This window comes from Streptomyces sp. NPDC014870, assembly GCF_043081505.1.
GTDB lineage: Bacteria > Actinomycetota > Actinomycetes > Streptomycetales > Streptomycetaceae > Streptomyces.
This window is the reverse complement of sequence record NZ_JBIBWQ010000012.1, coordinates 71,635-89,923: the sequence shown is the minus strand read 5'-3', so window position 1 is coordinate 89,923 and position 18,289 is coordinate 71,635. Positions and strand designations below refer to the sequence as shown.

The following is an 18,289-nucleotide window of genomic DNA, read 5'->3' as shown; positions in this document are numbered from 1 at the left end:
CCTCCGGACTCACGCGAGACCCAGCGCGAACATCGCGAAGCCCGCCGCGAGGAGTCCCGCCACCGTGCGGCGGGCGGGCCCTGTCCGGGTCCACGGGGACTCGAAGCGGCGCGCGTACCGGCCGATCAGGACGAGCAGCGCGGCGAAGAGCGGCATCCACGCCAGCCGGGCGAGGATCCAGCCGACCGAGTCCGGCGCGCCCACCAGGCCCGGGACCTCGCCCCCGAACGAGGCGGGGATCGCGGCGGCGAGCATCGCCGTCTGGTGCCAGCACAGGATCGTCATCGCGGACAGGTTGATCACCACGACCGGCGCCCACAGCGCGGGCCGCTTCAGGAGCCGGCCGAGCCGGTCGCGGAGCAGGATCGCCGCGCCGCTCTGCGCGGCGGCCAGGGCGAGGACGAGCAGCGACGGCGGGTGGGAGTTGGTGCGGGCCTCGCCCGGCACGCCGACCATCGACGCCGGGTAGCCGAAGGCGAGCAGCAGCGCGGCGAAGAGCGCGGCGCCGCCGAGCAGCAGCCCCCAGGCGTGGCGCCGGGTGAGCCGGCCCTCGCCCCAGGAGACACCGAGCTGGTAGGCGAAGAGCCAGCCGGGGAGGATGTTCAGCAGGCTGAGCCAGGACGGCACGGCGTCCGCGTACGGCCCGTAGCGCAGGAAGTCGACGACGGCGACGGAGCCGAGCAGCGGCGCCGCGGCCCACACGCCCGCCCGGCGGGCCGCGCGCACGCACAGCGGGGTCAGGGCGGTGACGACCGTGTACACCCCGACGAACCAGAGCGGCTGGATCACCAGCGTGGACGCCGTCCGCAGGGTGTCGCCCGGCACCCCGAACCCGTAGTGCAGCACGGGCAGGAGCGCGGCCCACACGGCGGTGACCCCGAGCACCGGCCGGCCGAGGCGGGCGAGCCGCCCCTTGAGCCAGGCACCGGTGGAGCCCTCGTGGCGGCGGTAGGAGAGAACGGAGGCGTACCCGCCGACCAGGAAGAAGATCCCCAGCATCTGCAGGATCCAGCTGACCGGCGCGAGGCCGCCGAAGGTGGCGAGCGGGCTGGCGTTGTGGATGGCGCCGTCGGCGGAGAGCGTGAACCCGCCGAGCAGCCAGTGTCCGGTGGGCACGGCGAGCAGGGCCAGGGCGCGCAGACCGTCGACCGCACGGTCGCGATGGGCGGGCGTGCGGGCCTCGATGCGTGCGACGAGCTTGTTCATCGGACGTCCCCCTGGGCGATGGCGGCGAAGGTACGGAGCGACTGCGTGCCGGGCGCGAAGTAGCCGTTGTGGCCCTGGGCGTCGTCGGCGGGGACGCGGCGGGCGCCGAAGGCGGGGTCGGTGGGGTCGGTGCCGTGCCCGAGCCCCGCCAGCTCGACGTTCGGGATCCGGTCGATCCAGTCGGACGGGTCCTTCGCGGCCCAGACGCGGGCGGAGGTGTTCAGCTCGCCGACGTTCGCGGCGCGCATGCCGGGGGAGCCGAAGACGACGAGGTCCTTGGCCTTGAGCCGGTCCGCGGCGAGACCGCAGACGACGGAGCCGTAGCTGTGGCAGAACAGGGACGGCTCGGGCGCACCGACCGCCGCGAGCCCGTCGGTCAGCCGGGTCAGCCGCTCGGCCCCCGCCTCGGCGAGGCCGCCGCTCGCGGCGTCGACCCCGACGCCGAGGGGGGTGGTGTACCCGGCCCAGGCGATGACGGCGGTACGGCCGTGGGTGGCGCGGCGCAGGGACTCGGCCATGTCGGTGAGGGGCCGGACGTTCCCGGCGTCGATGTCGGACCCGGGTACGACGACGGCCACGTGCTCGGCGGTGGTGAGGTCGCCGAGGACGATCGCGATCTGGCCGCGGCCGCGCGGGTCGGAGGCGAGGACCTGCCGGCCGGCGTACGCGGCGCCGAGCGTGCGGGCGTTCGCCTCGTACCGCAGCCGCGGGGGAACACCGTCGAGGTTGCCGACGACCGAGGGGTGCTCGCGCACCAGCTCCTGCTGCCGGGCCGGGCTCAACTTCCCGAAGAACGCGGCGATCCCGGCGGGGCTCGTCTGCTCGGGGTCGGGCAGCCCGTCCGCCCGCCAGGCCTCCGCCCCGACGGGCGCCCCGGTCACGGCCTGCTGCGCGCTCCCGGACGCCCAACCCGCGGTCCCGGCCACCACGGTGGTGACGATCGCGGCGGTGACCAGGGTCCTCGTGTAGCGACGCATGGGGCGTCCCTCCCTCTTCGTGTCTCTCGTCGTTGGCGAGAGGAAGGTAGGAAGACGACGCATGACGGCACGTCACACCGGGGAGCCAAGTCCCGACTGATACCGGGGTAGGGGTCGGACGAGGAGCGAACCCCCGGACGGGGGTGGGGATATCCCCCGGGGCGGGGTCCGCGGGGGGCGGGGCGCGCGGCCCTGTCAGTCCCGCCCGTTCTGCCGCGCGCCCGAGCGCTAGCGCCCCGCGTCTCCCGGGGTGACCAGGCCCGATTCGTAGGCGAAGATCACCGCCTGGGCGCGGTCGCGCAGGTCCAGCTTGGCGAGCACGCGGCCGATGTGGGTCTTCACCGTCTGCTCGGCGAGCACCAGCCGGTCCGCGATCTCCTGGTTCGACAGGCCCCGGGCGATCAGCTCCAGTACCTCGGTCTCACGCGGCGTCAGTCCGTTCAGCCGCAGCGCCGCGCGATCCGCGCGCGGGGCCGGCCGGGACGCCGCGAAGTCGGCGATCAGCCGCCGCGTCACCGACGGCGCGAGCAGCGCCTCCCCGTCCGCCACCACCCGTACCGCCGCGATCAGATCCGCCGGCGGCGCGTCCTTCAGGAGGAACCCCGACGCGCCCGCGCGCAGCGCCTCGTACACGTAGTCGTCCACGTCGAAGGTGGTGAGCATCAGCACCTTCGGGCGGTGCGTCACCCCCACCGGCGGGTCCAGGATCTCGCGCGCCGCCGCGAGCCCGTCCATCTCCGGCATCCGCACGTCCATGAGGACCACGTCCGGGTGTGTCGACCGGGCCACGGCCACGCCCTGCCGGCCGTCCGGCGCCTCGCCCACCACGTCGATGTCGGCCTGCGCCGCGAGCAGCGCGGCGAACCCCGCCCGCACCATGGCCTGGTCGTCGACGATGATCACCCGGATGGTCACGAGCCGTCTTCCTCCGTACGCAGCGGGAGCCGGGCCGCGACCCGGAAGCCGCCGTCCGGCAGCGGCCCGGTGTCCAGCGTGCCGCCGGTCAACCGTACGCGCTCGCGCATGCCGACCAGGCCGTGCCCCGTGCCGTCCCCGCCCTCCACGGGCGAAGCGGGGCCGGGGGCGGGCCCGTTGACGACCACGACGAGCAGCGCGCCGTCCTCGGCACGGACCGACACCCGGGTCTTCGCGCCCGCCGCGTGCCGCACGACGTTCGCGAGCGCCTCCTGCACGATCCGGTACGCCGACAGGTCCACCGCCTGCGGCACCTCGCCCAGTCGGGCCGCCATGGACAGCTCGGCCGGCACCCCCGCCCGTACCGACGCCTCGATCAGCTGCTGCACCCGGTCGAGCCCCGGCTGCGGCGCCCGTTCGCCCTCCGTGCCCTCGCTGCGCAGCACCACGAGCAGCCGCCGCATCTCGGTGAGCGACTCCCGCGCGCTCGCGGCGATCGAGGCGAACTCCTCGCGCGCGGCCTCCGGCAGCTCCGGGATCCGATAGGGCGCCGAGTCCGCCTGGACGGTGATCACGGACATGTGGTGGGCCACCACGTCGTGCAACTCGCGGGCGATCCGCGCCCGTTCCTCCAGGAGCGTGGTCCTGGCCCGCTCCTCCAGCGTGCGGCGCTCGGCGTCCCCGCGTTCGCGCAGCGTCGCCGTCAGGAGCAGGATGATCCCGCTCAGGACGAAGAGGAGGATGTGGACCCCGTCGTCGTCCTCGGGCGCGAGGGCCACGAGCAGGAACCCGGCCGCCCCGGTGAGCAGCCACACCGCGAGCAGCGCCTTGCGGGACTCGCGGAGCGCGAGGGCGAGCATCAGGGCCAGGTAGCCGACGACGACCATGGGCGTCCACGGCCAGGACCGGCCCCCGGGACCGTCGCCGCCGAGCAGCACGATCGCGCCGAGGACATCGGCGACGCCGATGATCCACCAGGCCTGCAGGGGCCGGGTGACGGCGAGCAGCAGCGGCGCGGTCTGTGCGGTGGCGAGCGCACCGGCGAGGGCGCCGTTCACGCCGTAGTCCTGCACGAGGACGGTGACGGTGACGGGCAGGAGCGAGCAGACGAAGCCGAGCGCGACGACGTACGGGAGCAGCCTCAGCCACCGTCTGCCGGCATCGGCGAAGAGCGGGGCGCCGGGCTCGGTGGGCGTCGCGAGGGCGGCGCCGAACGAACGCACGGCCCTGCGCGCGGGCGCGATCCGCGCGACGAGGCCGGGGGAGAGGGGTGTCTTCTTCATGGCCGGTCCAGGTTAGGCAGGCCCGACCCGGCCGTACGTCATACCGAGGGGCGGTCCGGCGGGTGATACCGGGGTATGAGACGGGGGCCGCCCTCACAGCTCCGCGAGCAGTTCCGCCTTCTTCGCCGCGAACTCGTCGTCCGTCACCAGGCCGGCCCGGTGGAGTTCCCCCAACTGCCGGATGCGCTCCGCGATCCCCGCCGGGTCCCGTGCCTCCGGCAGGGCGTCCATGGGGGAAGGGGCCGTCCGGCCCGCGCCCCGGATCGCCGCCAGGACCGCCGCGGCGAACGGCAGCGACTTGTGGACCGGGCCGTAGCCGAGGCCGAAGACGACCGCCGCCGGGTCGCGGTCCGCCTGGGCGGCCCGGGGCTCCCCGGAGCGCGGCAGCAGCCGCAGGTGCCCGTCGAAGACGTCCGGCGAGCGCCACTCGATCCCGCTGAGGTCCCGTACCGAGAAGGTCTGGTCGCCCGCCTTCCACTTCTCGGTGGACGCGCCCGTCCAGAACCAGCGGAACGACACCTCCGACGCGCCGTCGAAGCTCGCCGTGCCGTCGTACGCCTTGAAGGACTGCGGTCCCTGCTGGGCGGCGACCAGGAAGCCGCCGACGGGCTCCTCACCGGGTCCGCCGACCAGCCGCTCCCGCAGCTCGTCCCGGTAGTACTCGGCCAGCGTCTCCCGCTCCGCCGGCAGCACGAGTCGGTACGGGTCGCTCGCCTCGCTCAACTGCCCCGCGGCCGCCTCCATCAGCGGATCGGCGCCCCGCCGCGGCACCGCGTGCAGCACGACCGTGCCCCGCTTGCCGGGAGTGAGCGTCACCGACGCCAACGCCTCGTGCGGGACGCGCCGTTCGCCGAGCGCCTGGAAGAGTTTCGGTGTGCGCATCCCCCGTTCGAACCGGATGACGACGGCGTCGCTCTCGAACTCCCAGGTGGCATGAATTCCGGCCAGCACATCACCCATGCGCCTCATCGTAGGCCGCGTGCGCCCGCGCGTCGCCCCTGCGCCGGCGGTCGGCGGGCGCGGAGAGGATGTGGACTACATCAGTCCGTATCGTGCCTCGTCAGTGCGGGTCAGCCCTCGTCCGCGCCGGAGATCCCCCGGCGGCACGCGCTGTCGGTGCTCGCGCAGGTCAGGCTCCCGTACGACCCCACTCCTATGGCCGCGAGGTTGTCCAGGCTCCCGGTGCCCGGCTCGAAGTAGCCGGTGTGGCCGTTCGCCCCGGCCGCAGAGAGCAGCCGCGCCCCGAACTCCGGCTCCACCGGATCGGCTCCGTGCCCGACCCCGCCGACCTCGAGGTGCGGCACGTCCGCGATCCAGTCGTCCGCGTCCCGCATCGCCCACACCCGGGCCCGGGTGGACAGTTCGGCGGCGCGCTCCACCCGCATCCCCGGGCTCCCGGCCACGACGACGTCCGTCACCCGGGAGGGCAGGCGCGCGGCGGAGACCCCGCACAGCACGGAGCCGTAGCTGTGGCAGAACAGGCTGACGCGCGCGTCACCGGGCAGCGCGTCCGTCATGCGTACGAGCCGCACCGCGCCCGCCTCGGCGAGCCGCCCCATCGCGGCGTCGATGCCGACTCCGACGGGCGCGGTGTAGTCGGCCCAGGCGATGACGGCCGTACGGCTCCCGGGCGCGGCCCTGCGCTCGGCCGCGTACAGCGACTGGGCCATGCCGACGGGGGCCGAGTACCGGCGGGCGGTCCTCTGGAAGGTGAGGAGATTGGTGTCGACGCCCGGCACGATCACCGAGACCCGCCGCGCCCGCTCCAGATCGCCGAGCACCTCGGCCATGCGGCCGCCGCCGGTCGGGTCGAAGGACAGGATCTGCCGGCCGGGCTCCATGAGCGAGGCGAACCGGTGGGCCCGGCGCACGGCCTCGCGCCGCCCGTCGGGGGTCAGCCCGGCGTGGTCGATCCGCTGCCGCTCGGAGTCCAGGGCCCGCTCCAGGGACACCCGGTTGGCGCGGTAGCGGAGCGTGACCGGAGCGCCGTCGAGGTTGCCGACGACGAGGGGGTGCGCATCGGCGAGGAAGGCGCCCTGCGAGGGCCCGATCGAGGCGAAGAAGGCGGCGATCGTACGGGTGGGGCCCGTCGGGTCGGGCAGCTCGCGGTGGCCGATCCTGCCGTGCGCCCAGGAGACGAGCGCGGCCTCGCGGGACTCCCCTGGCCCGCGCTGATGGCTGATCGTGGTCCAGCCGGTGGTCGCCAGCATCACGAGGACCACGGCGAGCGCGAGCAGCAGGCGCCAGACGGAGAGCGTGGGGGAGGAGTCGAAGGAAGTCACTGCGCCACACCCTAGGAGACGGGCGCGGCGGCCCGGGCGGCCGAGTGAGGGGGATCACGCCCCGAGGCGGGCCGCGGTGACGTTCCGTACGGGACGGCGCACGGCCCGGTGCGTGTACGCCGTACGGGACGGCGCACGGCTTGGCTTCGTGTACGCCCTGCGGGACGGCGCACGGCCTGGCTTCGTATACGAACGGAGGTCGGGTGGGGAGCCCCTCCGGGGGCCGGGGCTCAGCTCCGCCAGTCCCGGGCCAGCGCGGGGCCCAGGTGGTCCATGTAGTCCTCGGTCAGGGCGCGGATGCCCTCCAGACTCAGGTCCGTGCCGCGGCCCCAGAGCTGGCCGGTCACCCGCATGACGCCGCTGAACGCGGCGACCACGATCCGGGGCCGGGGGTCCTCGTCCACGTCGACGCCCTCGCGCGCGGCGACGAGGCGGGCGACGGCCTCCTCCATCTCCATGGAGCGGCGCAGGTGCGTGGCGAGCAGGGCCGGGGTCGACTCGATCATCTGGAAGGTCCGCAGGTACAGCTCGACGGGCACGACCTCCATGATCGCCTCGCCGATGCTGTCCCAGGCGCTGAGCACCGCGTTGCGCAGGGCGTCGAGCGGGCCCTCCTCGGGGGGCCGTTCCGCCAGCGCCTGGACGAAGCGCTCCTCGACCGTCTGCTGGACGGCGAAGGCGACCTCCTCCTTGGAGGTGAAGTAGCGGAAGAACGTGCGCTGGGAGACCTCGACCGCGTCGGCGATCTCGTCCACGGTGGTCTGCTCGTACCCCTGGGTCGTGAACAGCTCCAGGGCCACTCGGAGCAGCGCGTTCCGTGTGCGCTGCTTCTTCCGTTCCCGTAGACCGGAGATCGTCACAGGCTGGTCCTCTTTCCGCCACTTTCCGTCGCTTCGCGCTGCTCAGCGTACCTGTGAGCTAAGTGACAGTTACTGTCGGATGAATTGCTTTGTCAATTGTCAGCGGCTGACATTAGCCTGATTCGCATGACTAGTCAGACCACCGTGGAAAAGGCCCCGCAGGGTCAGGGGGGTGACCGGAGCCCCGTCCCGGCTCCGTCGAAAGGCCTGCGCGGCCACCCCTGGCTGACCCTCTTCGGCGTCGCCGCCGGCGTGATGATGGTCGCGCTCGACGGCACCATCGTCGCGATCGCCAACCCCGCCATCCAGGCCGACCTCGGAGCCTCGCTCGACCAGCTCCAGTGGATCACCAACGGCTACCTGCTCGCGCTCGCCGTCGCCCTGATCACGGCCGGCAAGCTCGGTGACCGGTTCGGCCACCGGCAGACCTTCCTCATCGGCATCGCCGGCTTCGCCGCCGCGTCCGGGGCGATCGGCCTCTCGGACTCGATCGGGCTCGTGATCGCCTTCCGCGTCCTCCAGGGCCTCTTCGGCGCCCTGCTCATGCCGGCCGCCCTCGGCCTGCTGCGCGCCACCTTCCCCGCCGAGAAGCTGAACATGGCCATCGGCATCTGGGGCATGGTCATCGGCGCCTCGACGGCCGGCGGCCCGATCCTCGGCGGCTTCCTCGTCGAGCACGTCAGCTGGCAGTCCGTCTTCTTCATCAACGTGCCGGTCGGCGTCCTCGCGCTCGTCCTCGGCCTGGTGATCCTCAAGGACCACCGCGCCGAGAACGCGCCGCGCTCCTTCGACATCCTCGGCATCGTGCTGCTCTCCGGCGCCATGGGGTCCCTGGTCTGGGGCCTCATCAAGGCCGGCGCCGAGTGGGGCTGGGCGAGCGGCAACACCGTGGGCTGCCTGGCCGCCTCGGTCCTGCTCTTCGTCGTCTTCGCCGTCTGGCAGACGAAGGTCAAGGAACCGCTCATCCCGCTGGCGATGTTCCGCTCCGTGCCGCTCTCGGCCGGTGTGGTGCTGATGGTCCTGATGGCCTTCGCCTTCATGGGCGGCCTGTTCTTCGTGACCTTCTACCTCCAGGGCGTCAAGGGCCTGAGCCCGATCGACAGCGGTCTGCACCTGCTGCCGCTGACGGCGATGATGATCGTCTCCTCGCCGCTCGCCGGCGCGCTGATCACCCGGTTCGGCCCGCGCATCCCGCTGGTGGGCGGCATGGTCTGCACTGCCGTCGCAATGTTCGGCATGATGACGCTCTCCGCGGAGACCGGCACGCTCACGATGTCGCTCTGGTTCGCGCTGCTCGGCCTCGGCCTCGCCCCGGTCATGGTCGGCGCGACCGAGGTCATCGTCGGCAACGCCCCGCTGGAGCTCTCCGGTGTGGCCGGCGGTCTGCAGCAGGCCGCGATGCAGGTCGGCGGCGCGCTCGGCACGGCGGTGCTCGGCGCGGTCATGTCCTCCAAGGTGTCCAGCGCGTTCGCCGAGAACTGGACGGCCGCGGGGATCCCGGGCGCTCCCGCGCCGGGTCTGGAGGAGGCCGCCGAGTTCGGCATGGTCCCGCAGGAGCTGGCCAAGGCGCCCCAGATGACCCCGGACATGCTCGACCGCATCGGTGGCGTCATCCACGACACCTTCCTCGACGGCATGGGCCTCGCGTTCACCGTCGCCGGTGTCGTCGCCGTTGTCGCGGCCCTGGTCGCCACGCTCACCAAGCGCGGCGAGAACGCGGAGGCGGGTGCGGGCGCGGCCCACATCTGACCTGGTGTTTCTCGTACGCGGTGAGAGCCCCGCCGGACCTGTCCGGCGGGGCTCTCACCTGTCTGGGTGAATCAAGCCTTGGCCTCTTCCCAACAGGGGGTGACGTCCGTCAGAGTCTGATTACAGAGAGTGACGACGTGGGGGGTTTGTGAGATGGAACCGAAGCACGCACGCAGGGCCTACGTATGCCTGGCCGCGCTGACCGCCACCCTGCTGGCCGCCGTCCCGGCTACGGCAGTCGCAGCCCCGGCCGCAACCGCTGCCGCACCCGGGCTCGGCGTCTGCGGGCCCGGGCAGCTCTGCCTGTGGCCCAAGGAGGACTTCCGGGGCCGGGCGTGGACGCACGAGCTGGCCGACACCGACATCGAGAGCTGCGTCGCCCTTCCGGCCGGCGCGAGCGCCAGGGCCCTCGCCAACCGGACGGGGCGGCCGGTCACCACGTACCAGTCGGCGGAGTGCGCGGAGACGGGCGAGTTCGAGACCTATCCGGGGCGCGGGACCTGGGTGCCCCAAAGTCCGTACGAGGTCAGAGCCTTCAAGATCTGGGAGCGCTAGGAAGCTCCCCCTGCGGGGGCACGGCGCTCGGCACTCCGGCGGGCACGGCGCTCGGCGCGGGGGCGGCGGAGGAGAGACGGGACAGCTCGGCGCGCAGCTCCCGCACCTCCGCGGTCAGCGCCTCCAGGAGTTCGGTCTGCCGGCGCTCGACGGCGTCGTCCCGCTCGAAGCGGGAGATGAACCAGGCGGCGATGTTGGCGGTCACCACACCGAGCAGGGCGATCCCGGAGAGCATCAGCCCCACCGCGAGGACACGGCCGAGTCCCGTGGTCGGGGCGTGGTCTCCGTACCCCACGGTCGTCAACGTGGTGAAGGACCACCAGACCGCGTCGCCGAGCGTCTTGATGTTGCCGTCCGGGGCGGACCGCTCCACATGGAGCACGGCCAGCGAACCGAACATCATCAACCCGACCACCGCGCCCGCCACATAGGTGGTGAGCGTGATCTGCGGGGCCATCCGGGCCCGCCGGCCCACGAGGAGGAGTGTCGAGACCAGGCGCAGCAGCCGCAGCGGCTGCACCAGGGGCAGCAGGACGGCCAGCAGGTCCAGCGGGTGGTGGCGGACGAAGTGCCGCTTGCTGGGAGCCAGTGCCAGCCGGACGGCGTAGTCGAGCGCGAACGCACCCCACACCACCCACTCCACGGCCAGACAGAACTCGTGGATCCAGGGGGTGGCGTCCGGCGCCACGATCGGTACGGCGTAGGCAATGCCGAACGCCACTGCCAGGATCAGCAGTGGCGTCTGGGTGCGCTTCTCCCAGCTTTCCTTCATGCCGGGAATCGTATGGGGGGTGCGGGGGCGCACATGCCCCCGCACCCGCACCACGTGCGTACGCCGTCAGGCGTCGCCGCCCGCCGCGCCCGGGTCGGCGGCCGCGACGTCGAGCAGCTGGTAGCGGTCGATGGCCTGCTTGAGGGCCGACCGGTCGACCTTGCCCTCGCGGGCCAGCTCGGTGAGGACCGCGAGCACGATCGACTGGGCGTCGATGTGGAAGAAGCGGCGGGCCGCACCCCGGGTGTCCGCGAAGCCGAAGCCGTCCGCGCCGAGCGAGGTGTACGTGCCCGGCACCCAGCGGGAGATCTGGTCCGGGACCGAGCGCATCCAGTCGGAGACCGCCACGAACGGGCCCTGCGCCGAGGACAGCTTGCGCGTCACGTACGGGACCTGCTGCTCCTCCTCCGGGTGGAGCAGGTTGTGCCGGTCGACCTCCACGGCCTCGCGGCGCAGCTCGTTCCAGGACGTGGCCGACCAGACGTCGGCGCGGACGTTCCACTCCTCGGCGAGGATCCGCTGCGCCTCCACCGCCCACGGCACGGCGACACCGGAGGCCATGATCTGCGCGGGGATCGCGCCGGCCTCGCCCGCCTTGTAGCGGTGGATGCCCTTGAGGATGCCCTCGGCGTCCACGTTCTCGGGCTCGGCCGGGTGCTGGATCGGCTCGTTGTAGACGGTCAGGTAGTAGAAGACGTCCTCGGCGTCGGGGCCGTACATCCTCTTCAGGCCGTCCTGGACGATGTGCGCGATCTCGAAGCCGAACGCCGGGTCGTAGGCGACACAGCCCGGGTTCGTCGAGGCGAGCAGGTGCGAGTGGCCGTCCGCGTGCTGGAGGCCCTCACCGGTCAGCGTCGTACGTCCCGCGGTGGCGCCGAGCACGAAGCCGCGCGCGAGCTGGTCGGCCATCTGCCAGAACTGGTCGCCGGTCCGCTGGAAACCGAACATCGAGTAGAAGACATAGACCGGGATCAGCGGCTCGCCGTGCGTGGCGTACGCCGAACCGGCGGCGATCAGCGAGGCCGTGCAGCCGGCCTCGGAGATGCCGTCGTGCAGCATCTGGCCGGTCGGGGACTCCTTGTACGCCAGGAGCAGTTCGCGGTCCACGGCCTCGTACTGCTGGCCGAGCGGGTTGTAGATCTTGGCGCTCGGGAAGAACGAGTCCATGCCGAACGTGCGGTACTCGTCGGGGGCGATCAGCACGAACCGCTTGCCGATCTCCTTGTCCCGCATCAGGTCCTTGAGCAGCCGGACGAAGGCCATGGTGGTGGCGATCGACTGCTGGCCGGAGCCCTTCTTCACCGGGGCGTAGGTCTTCTCCTCGGGGAGGACCAGCGGCTTGGCGCGCACCACACGCGTCGGGACGTACCCGCCGAGCGCCTTGCGGCGGTCGTGCATGTACTGGATCTCCTCGGAGTTCCGGCCCGGGTGGTAGTACGGCGGCAGGCCGCTCTCCAACTGCGCGTCCGTGATGGGGATGTGCAGCCGGTCGCGGAAGCGCTTCAGGTCGTCGACCGTCAGCTTCTTCATCTGGTGGGTCGCGTTGCGGCCCTCGAAGTTCGGGCCGAGCGTCCAGCCCTTGACGGTCTGCGCCAGGACGACGGTCGGCTGACCCTTGTGCGCCTTGGCCGCCGCGAAGGCCGCGTAGATCTTCTTGTGGTCGTGACCGCCGCGGCCCAGGTGCAGGATCTGCTGGTCCGTCATGGACTCGACCATCGAGCGCAGCCGCTGGTCGTCGCCGAAGAAGTGGTCGCGGATGTACGCGCCGGTCTCCGTGGCGTACGTCTGGAACTGGCCGTCGGGCGTGGTGTTCAGCTTGTTGACCAGGATGCCGTCGCGGTCCTGGGCCAGCAGCGGGTCCCAGGAGCGGTCCCAGATCAGCTTGATCACGTTCCAGCCGGCGCCGCGGAACTGCGACTCGAGCTCCTGGATGATCTTGCCGTTGCCGCGCACCGGGCCGTCGAGGCGCTGGAGGTTGCAGTTGACGACGAAGGTCAGGTTGTCCAGGCCCTCGCGGGCGGCGATGGACAGCTGGCCGAGCGACTCGGGCTCGTCCATCTCGCCGTCGCCGAGGAACGCCCAGACGTGCGACTTGGAGGTGTCGGCGATGCCGCGCGCCTCCATGTAGCGGTTCATCCGGGCCTGGTAGATGGCGCCGAGCGGGCCGAGGCCCATCGAGACGGTCGGGAACTCCCAGAAGTTCGGCATGAGCCGCGGGTGCGGATACGAGGACAGGCCGTCGGGGAACTTCGACTTCTCCTGGCGGAACGCGTCGAGCTGCGTCTCGCCGAGCCGGTCGAGGAGATAGGCGCGGGCGTAGATGCCGGGCGAGGCGTGGCCCTGGAAGAAGATCTGGTCGCCGCCGTCGCCCTCGTCCTTGCCCCGGAAGAAGTGGTTGAAGCCGACGTCGTACAGCGAGGCGGAGGAGGCGAAGGTGGCGATGTGGCCGCCGACCCCGATGCCCGGGCGCTGGGCGCGCGAGACCATCACCGCCGCGTTCCAGCGGGTCGCGTTGAGGACCTTGCGCTCGATCTCCTCGTTGCCGGGGAAGAACGGCTCGTCCCTGGTCGCGATGGTGTTGACGTAGTCCGTGCTGCGCATCTCCGGCACGGCGACACGCTTCTCGCGGGCGCGTTCGATGAGCCGGAGCATCAGATAGCGGGCCCGCTCGCGGCCCCGCTCGTCGACGGCGGCGTCGAGGGAGTCGAGCCATTCCTGGGTCTCTTCGGGATCGAAGTCCGGGACCTGGCTGGGAAGGCCGCCAATGATGATCGGGTTGCGATCGGATCCGGAAGCCACGCTGTTCCTTCGCTGTTCGGTGGAGCCCACGGAGGCCGGGACGCCGGCCGGGATGTCCATCGTGTACCCCGTCGGAGTCAAACGTCATCTCTACCGAGGGGTAACCCCCGTGGGGCGCCTGGTCGGGTCAAATCGCAACCTTACGCCCAACCCGCGCATGCGTTTCGTCAGAACGTTCGGCAGACTGAAGCCGCAGAAGTCGACAAAGCAGGACGAAGCGTGTGCCATATGTCACGGAGCGGAGTGGAACCGGCCCGGAAGATGCGGCGAGACGGCCCCAAACGTCACCGTTTCGGCGGTCTCGGCGGCCGGGTACTTGCGCGATCCGCCCCGCCCGTGTGGACTACGGCCAGTGCCGCGCGTACGCGCGTGGCCGAAGCATTTTCCGATACATGATCAGGAGGCAAGCCGTGAGCGCGACCGCGGACCACGCGGAGGAGCGGACCAACCCGGCAGCGAGGCTGGGGTTCGAGCCCGGACAGGTGGTCCAGGAGATCGGTTACGACGAAGACGTCGACCAGGATCTCCGTGAAGGCATCGAGTCCACCATCGGTCAGGATCTCGTGGACGAGGACTACGACGACGTCGCCGACGCCGTCCTCCTCTGGTTCCGCGACGAGGACGGAGACCTCACCGACGCCCTGGTGGACGCCATCGGCTTCCTGGACGACGGCGGCAACATCTGGCTGCTGACGCCGAAGACCGGCCGCGACGGCTACGTCGAGCCGAGCGACATTCAAGATGCCGCGCAGACTGCTGGTCTCTCCCAGACCAAGAGCATCAGCGTCGCGAAGGACTGGTCGGGCACCCGCCTGGCCGCCCCGAAGCGCTGATCCCCACGCTGCACCGGAGCCCCCGCCGACCCGTTCGGCGGGGGCTCCGTGCGTCGGGCCGCTCACCTCGGGGGCCGTAGGGTGGGATCACTGATTCGGCCCAGGGAAGGGAATCGTCCGTCATGGCGATCGAGGTCGGGACCAAGGCCCCGGAGTTCGAGCTCAAGGACAACCACGGCCGTACCGTGCGCCTGTCCGACTTCCGCGGCGAGAAGAACGTGGTCCTGCTCTTCTACCCGTTCGCCTTCACCGGCGTCTGCGCCGGCGAGCTGGGCGAGCTGCGCGACAACCAGCCCCAGTTCGTCAACGACGACACCCAGCTCCTCGCCGTCTCCACCGACTCGATCCACACCCTGCGCGTCTTCGCCGAGCAGGAGGCCCTGGAGTACCCGCTGCTCTCCGACTTCTGGCAGCACGGCGAGGCCTCCCGCGCCTACGGCGTCTTCGACGAGGAAAAGGGCTGCGCCGTCCGAGGCACCTTCATCATCGACAAGGAGGGTGTCGTCCGGTGGAGCGTCGTCAACGACCTCCCGGACGCCCGCGACATCGACGACTACGTCAAGGCGCTCGACGCTCTCTGAGAGCCCGACACTCTCGCGGAACCCGACACTCTCTGGGAACCGGGGCGAATCGTCTGTCCAGCCCGGGAACCCGTCACTAGGATCCACTCGTTGATCCGAATGCCAACGCACGACGGGGGCGCTGCCCCTGGAAACCACATGGAGGGACTCGTGGGAGTCAGCCTCAGCAAGGGCGGCAACGTCTCGCTGACCAAGGAGGCCCCTGGCCTGACCGCCGTCACCGTCGGTCTGGGCTGGGACGTCCGCACCACCACCGGTACGGACTTCGACCTCGACGCCAGCGCCATTCTGGTCAGCGCGGAGGGCAAGGTCCGCAACGACCAGGACTTCGTGTTCTTCAACAACCTGAAGAGCGCCGACGGCTCGGTCGAGCACACCGGTGACAACCTCACCGGCGAGGGCGAGGGTGACGACGAGCAGGTCAAGGTCAGCCTGGCCACGGTGCCCGCCGATGTCGCCAAGATCGTCTTCCCGGTCTCGATCTACGATGCCGAGAACCGCCAGCAGTCCTTCGGTCAGGTCCGCAACGCGTTCATCCGCGTCGTGAACCAGGCCGGCGGCGCCGAGATCGCCCGGTACGACCTCTCCGAGGACGCCTCGACCGAGACCGCCATGGTCTTCGGCGAGCTGTACCGCAACGGCGACGAGTGGAAGTTCCGCGCGGTCGGCCAGGGCTACGCCTCGGGCCTGCGCGGCATCGCCGCCGACTTCGGCGTCAACGTCTGAGTCGCGCAGTACTGAAACGTCCGGCGCCGCACCCCGTGCGGCGCCGGACGTGCCTCACGAGCAGGACCAAGAGCGGCACCAGCAGGACCAAGAGCGGCACCAGTAGGACCACGAGCAGGACCATCGGCGGGACCACCGCAGCTTTACCGGGGAGGACACACACATGGGCGTCACGCTCGCCAAGGGAGGCAATGTCTCCCTCTCCAAGGCCGCACCCAACCTCACCCAGGTGCTGGTGGGCCTCGGCTGGGACGCGCGCTCCACCACGGGAGCACCCTTCGACCTCGACGCCAGCGCCCTGCTGTGCCAGTCGGGCCGGGTGATCGGAGACGAGTTCTTCGTCTTCTACAACAACCTCAAGAGCCCCGAGGGCTCCGTCGAACACACCGGTGACAACCTCACCGGCGAGGGTGACGGCGACGACGAGTCGCTCATCGTGGACCTGGTCAAGGTCCCGGCCCACTGCGACAAGATCGTCTTCCCGGTCTCCATTCACGACGCCGACAACCGCGGCCAGACCTTCGGCCAGGTCAGCAATGCCTTCATTCGCGTCGTGAACCGCGCGGACGGCCAGGAACTCGCCCGCTACGACCTCTCCGAGGACGCCTCCACCGAGACCGCGATGATCTTCGGCGAGCTGTACCGGTACGGCGGCGAATGGAAGTTCAGGGCGGTGGGGCAGGGGTACGCGTCCGGCCTCCGGGGCATCGCTCTAGACTTCGGGGTCAACGTTTCGTAAAGCCGCGTACTTAAGACGATGGGGTAGACAGTGGTACTGAAAACCTTCGGCTGGTCGTTCGCCATCACGGCGCTCGGTCTGGTCGCAGCGGTGCTCTACGGGGGGTGGGAAGCGTTCGGGATCGTCGCGATCCTGTGCGTCCTCGAGATCTCGCTGTCCTTCGACAACGCGGTGGTCAACGCCGGAATCCTGAAGAAGATGAATGCCTTCTGGCAGAAGATCTTCCTCACGATCGGCATTCTGATCGCCGTCTTCGGCATGCGGCTGGTCTTCCCCGTCGTCATCGTCGCGATCAGCGCCAAGATCGGCCCCATCGAGGCCGTCGATCTCGCGTTCAACGACGCCGAGCGCTACGAGCAGCTCGTGACCGACGCGCACCCGTCGATCGCGGCCTTCGGCGGAATGTTCCTGCTGATGATCTTCCTCGACTTCATCTTCGAGGACCGTGACATCAAGTGGCTCGGCTGGCTGGAGCGGCCGCTGGCCAAGCTCGGCAAGATCGACATGCTCTCGGTCTGCATCGCCCTGATCGTCCTGGCGATCAGCGCCATGGCCTTCGCGCCCGAGGCCCACCAGCACGCCGGGCACGCCGACAAGACGTCGACCGTCCTGCTCTCGGGCGTCCTCGGCCTCATCACGTACCTGATCGTCGGCGGTCTCTCCGGCTTCTTCGAGAACAAGCTGGAGGAGGAAGAGGAGCGCGAGCACGAGGCCGAGGAAGAGGCCAAGCGCGAGGGCAAGAAGGTCTCCGCCGTACAGCTGGCCGGCAAGGCCGCCTTCTTCATGTTCCTCTACCTCGAGGTCCTCGACGCGTCGTTCTCCTTCGACGGTGTCATCGGCGCCTTCGCCATCACCAACGACATCGTCCTGATGGCCCTCGGCCTCGGCGTCGGTGCCATGTACGTCCGTTCGCTGACGGTCTACCTGGTCCGCCAGGGCACCCTCGACGACTACGTCTACCTGGAGCACGGCGCCCACTACGCCATCGGTGCCCTCGCCATGATCCTCATGGTCAGCATCCGGTACCAGATCCCCGAGCTCGTCACCGGCCTCATCGGTGTCGCCCTCATCGGCTGGTCCTTCTGGTCCTCCGTCCGCCGCAACAGGGCCCTGGCGGCGGCCGAGGGAAACGCTGACTCCCCGGGCAAGACCGAGGTGTCCTCCGGGGTGTGACACCCCGGGCAATGAGGAACGCTTCACTGCGGGGCGGCCGGTGCACCCGGCCGCCCCGCCGCGTATGACCGGGTTTCGAGTGGGGGGTGGGGGCGCATGGGCTTCTGGGACGGCCTGTTTCCGGGGAGGGCGTGGGCGCAGTTCGATTCGGGCAGCGCCGCCAGCAACTCCATCGACCTGACCAAGCGCCGCCCGACGGTCTCCCTCACCCAGCAGGGGGCCGCCACCGGCAATCTGCGCGTCAACCTCTCCTGGCGGATGCGCACCTCCGACATCGAGGGCCGCTCCCGGCAGAGCGGCCGGCTGCTGCGGCACCCCTCGAAGCTCTTCAAGCCCGAGGTCGTCCAGGCGCACACCCAGAGCATGGTCAACGTCGACCTGGACCTCGGCTGCCTGTACGAGCTGGCCGACGGCAGCAAGGGCGTCGTCCAGCCGCTCGGCGGCTTCTTCGGATCGCTGAACGCCGCGCCGTACGTGAACCTGAGCGGCGACGACCGGTTCGGCGGCTCGTCCGGCGAGACGATCTTCGTCAACCTCGACCACCGCGACGAGATCAAGCGGCTGCTCTTCTTCGTCTACATCTACGACCAGACCCCGGCCTTCGACCGCACCCACGCCAAGGTGACGCTCTACCCGAGCAACGGGCCGCGGATCGAGATCGAACTCGACGAGCGCGCCCCACAGGCCCGCTCCTGCGCCGTCTTCAGCGTCGAGAAGGTCAAGGACGAGCTGATCGTCCGCCGCGAGGTGAAGTTCGTGTACGGCTTCCAGGCCGAGCTGGACCGGCTGTACGGCTGGGGTCTGCAGTGGGGGCGCGGCTACAAGACCAAGGCCTGACC

General features: G+C 70.9%; 17 protein-coding genes. 8 read left to right on the top strand and 9 right to left on the bottom strand.

The genetic code is table 11. The features are described from left to right. Positions 1 to 9: 9 nt before the first annotated feature. The 7 genes from ACF09C_RS30665 to ACF09C_RS30635 form a co-directional block, all read right to left on the bottom strand. Complete coding sequence (locus tag ACF09C_RS30665; RefSeq protein WP_392096207.1) at positions 10 to 1,206, bottom strand: acyltransferase; 1,197 nt, start codon at positions 1,204 to 1,206, stop codon at positions 10 to 12. Continuing rightward, positions 1,203 to 2,183, bottom strand: a complete 981-nt coding sequence (locus ACF09C_RS30660; RefSeq protein ID WP_392096205.1) for an alpha/beta hydrolase — start codon at positions 2,181 to 2,183, stop codon at positions 1,203 to 1,205. The genes ACF09C_RS30665 and ACF09C_RS30660 overlap by 4 nt, the downstream gene beginning before the upstream one ends. 228 nt (positions 2,184 to 2,411) lie before the next feature. Then, positions 2,412 to 3,098 carry a response regulator gene (locus ACF09C_RS30655; protein WP_392096204.1) on the bottom strand — a complete coding sequence of 229 codons (687 nt, stop codon included), beginning with the start codon at positions 3,096 to 3,098 and terminating at the stop codon, positions 2,412 to 2,414. Then, positions 3,095 to 4,381 carry a sensor histidine kinase gene (locus tag ACF09C_RS30650; RefSeq protein ID WP_392096202.1) on the bottom strand — a complete coding sequence of 429 codons (1,287 nt, stop codon included), beginning with the start codon at positions 4,379 to 4,381 and terminating at the stop codon, positions 3,095 to 3,097. Before ACF09C_RS30650 ends, ACF09C_RS30655 begins: the two co-directional genes overlap by 4 nt. Positions 4,382 to 4,474: 93 nt before the next feature. Next, positions 4,475 to 5,350, bottom strand: coding sequence for a DUF4429 domain-containing protein (locus ACF09C_RS30645; RefSeq protein WP_392096201.1), 876 nt, complete (start codon positions 5,348 to 5,350; stop codon positions 4,475 to 4,477). A 101-nt stretch (positions 5,351 to 5,451) separates the two neighbouring features. Further along, positions 5,452 to 6,663, bottom strand: coding sequence for an alpha/beta hydrolase (locus ACF09C_RS30640; RefSeq protein WP_392096199.1), 1,212 nt, complete (start codon positions 6,661 to 6,663; stop codon positions 5,452 to 5,454). Between the two features lie 230 nt (positions 6,664 to 6,893). Then, on the bottom strand, positions 6,894 to 7,523 hold the full coding sequence (locus tag ACF09C_RS30635) for a TetR family transcriptional regulator (RefSeq protein ID WP_392096197.1): 630 nt from the start codon (positions 7,521 to 7,523) through the stop codon (positions 6,894 to 6,896). A gap of 255 nt (positions 7,524 to 7,778) precedes the next feature. On the opposite strand from ACF09C_RS30635, the gene ACF09C_RS30630 reads away from it, so the two are divergent. Further along, entirely contained in the window at positions 7,779 to 9,272 is a 1,494-nt protein-coding gene (locus ACF09C_RS30630) for an MFS transporter (protein WP_392096539.1), read from the top strand. A gap of 153 nt (positions 9,273 to 9,425) precedes the next feature. Continuing rightward, entirely contained in the window at positions 9,426 to 9,827 is a 402-nt protein-coding gene (locus tag ACF09C_RS30625) for a peptidase inhibitor family I36 protein (RefSeq protein ID WP_392096195.1), read from the top strand. Here the strand turns inward: ACF09C_RS30625 and ACF09C_RS30620 are convergent. Together ACF09C_RS30620 and aceE are read right to left on the bottom strand one after the other, a co-directional pair. Continuing rightward, on the bottom strand, positions 9,808 to 10,599 hold the full coding sequence (locus tag ACF09C_RS30620) for a potassium channel family protein (protein WP_392096193.1): 792 nt from the start codon (positions 10,597 to 10,599) through the stop codon (positions 9,808 to 9,810). The two genes, ACF09C_RS30625 and ACF09C_RS30620, sit on opposite strands and share 20 nt — an antisense overlap. 66 nt (positions 10,600 to 10,665) lie before the next feature. Further along, complete coding sequence (gene aceE / locus ACF09C_RS30615) at positions 10,666 to 13,398, bottom strand: pyruvate dehydrogenase (acetyl-transferring), homodimeric type (RefSeq protein ID WP_392096191.1); 2,733 nt, start codon at positions 13,396 to 13,398, stop codon at positions 10,666 to 10,668. A gap of 410 nt (positions 13,399 to 13,808) precedes the next feature. Here aceE and ACF09C_RS30610 point away from each other — a divergent pair, with 410 nt between their 5' ends. The 6 genes from ACF09C_RS30610 (at position 13,809) to ACF09C_RS30585 (ending at position 18,287) form a co-directional block, all read left to right on the top strand. Next, the gene (locus ACF09C_RS30610; RefSeq protein ID WP_392096189.1) at positions 13,809 to 14,231 is read left to right on the top strand and encodes a DUF3052 domain-containing protein; all 423 of its coding nucleotides are present in this window, start codon (positions 13,809 to 13,811) and stop codon (positions 14,229 to 14,231) included. A 122-nt stretch (positions 14,232 to 14,353) separates the two neighbouring features. Next, positions 14,354 to 14,812 carry a peroxiredoxin gene (locus tag ACF09C_RS30605; RefSeq protein WP_392096187.1) on the top strand — a complete coding sequence of 153 codons (459 nt, stop codon included), beginning with the start codon at positions 14,354 to 14,356 and terminating at the stop codon, positions 14,810 to 14,812. A 150-nt stretch (positions 14,813 to 14,962) separates the two neighbouring features. Further along, complete coding sequence (locus ACF09C_RS30600) at positions 14,963 to 15,538, top strand: TerD family protein (protein WP_158986948.1); 576 nt, start codon at positions 14,963 to 14,965, stop codon at positions 15,536 to 15,538. Between the two features lie 163 nt (positions 15,539 to 15,701). Then, positions 15,702 to 16,277 carry a TerD family protein gene (locus ACF09C_RS30595; RefSeq protein ID WP_362422546.1) on the top strand — a complete coding sequence of 192 codons (576 nt, stop codon included), beginning with the start codon at positions 15,702 to 15,704 and terminating at the stop codon, positions 16,275 to 16,277. Positions 16,278 to 16,307: 30 nt separating this feature from the next. Next, entirely contained in the window at positions 16,308 to 17,450 is a 1,143-nt protein-coding gene (locus tag ACF09C_RS30590; RefSeq protein WP_392096186.1) for a DUF475 domain-containing protein, read from the top strand. A gap of 96 nt (positions 17,451 to 17,546) precedes the next feature. Further along, positions 17,547 to 18,287: a Tellurium resistance gene (locus tag ACF09C_RS30585; RefSeq protein ID WP_362422435.1), complete on the top strand. Its 741-nt coding sequence runs from the start codon at positions 17,547 to 17,549 to the stop codon at positions 18,285 to 18,287. The last annotated feature ends 2 nt before the right edge of the window (positions 18,288 to 18,289 follow it).

Excerpts from the sequence above, each read along its gene's own strand:
- ACF09C_RS30605 (WP_392096187.1), top strand. The coding sequence starts at position 14,354 with ATGGCGATCGAGGTCGGGACCAAGGCCCCGGAGTTCGAGCTCAAGGAC.
- ACF09C_RS30585 (WP_362422435.1), top strand. The coding sequence starts at position 17,547 with ATGGGCTTCTGGGACGGCCTGTTTCCGGGGAGGGCGTGGGCGCAGTTC.
- ACF09C_RS30645 (WP_392096201.1), bottom strand. The coding sequence starts at position 5,350 with ATGAGGCGCATGGGTGATGTGCTGGCCGGAATTCATGCCACCTGGGAG.
- ACF09C_RS30665 (WP_392096207.1), bottom strand. The coding sequence starts at position 1,206 with ATGAACAAGCTCGTCGCACGCATCGAGGCCCGCACGCCCGCCCATCGC.
- ACF09C_RS30595 (WP_362422546.1), top strand. The coding sequence starts at position 15,702 with ATGGGCGTCACGCTCGCCAAGGGAGGCAATGTCTCCCTCTCCAAGGCC.
- ACF09C_RS30625 (WP_392096195.1), top strand. The coding sequence starts at position 9,426 with ATGGAACCGAAGCACGCACGCAGGGCCTACGTATGCCTGGCCGCGCTG.
- ACF09C_RS30650 (WP_392096202.1), bottom strand. The coding sequence starts at position 4,381 with ATGAAGAAGACACCCCTCTCCCCCGGCCTCGTCGCGCGGATCGCGCCC.
- ACF09C_RS30620 (WP_392096193.1), bottom strand. The coding sequence starts at position 10,599 with ATGAAGGAAAGCTGGGAGAAGCGCACCCAGACGCCACTGCTGATCCTG.
- ACF09C_RS30660 (WP_392096205.1), bottom strand. The coding sequence starts at position 2,183 with ATGCGTCGCTACACGAGGACCCTGGTCACCGCCGCGATCGTCACCACC.
- ACF09C_RS30630 (WP_392096539.1), top strand. The coding sequence starts at position 7,779 with ATGATGGTCGCGCTCGACGGCACCATCGTCGCGATCGCCAACCCCGCC.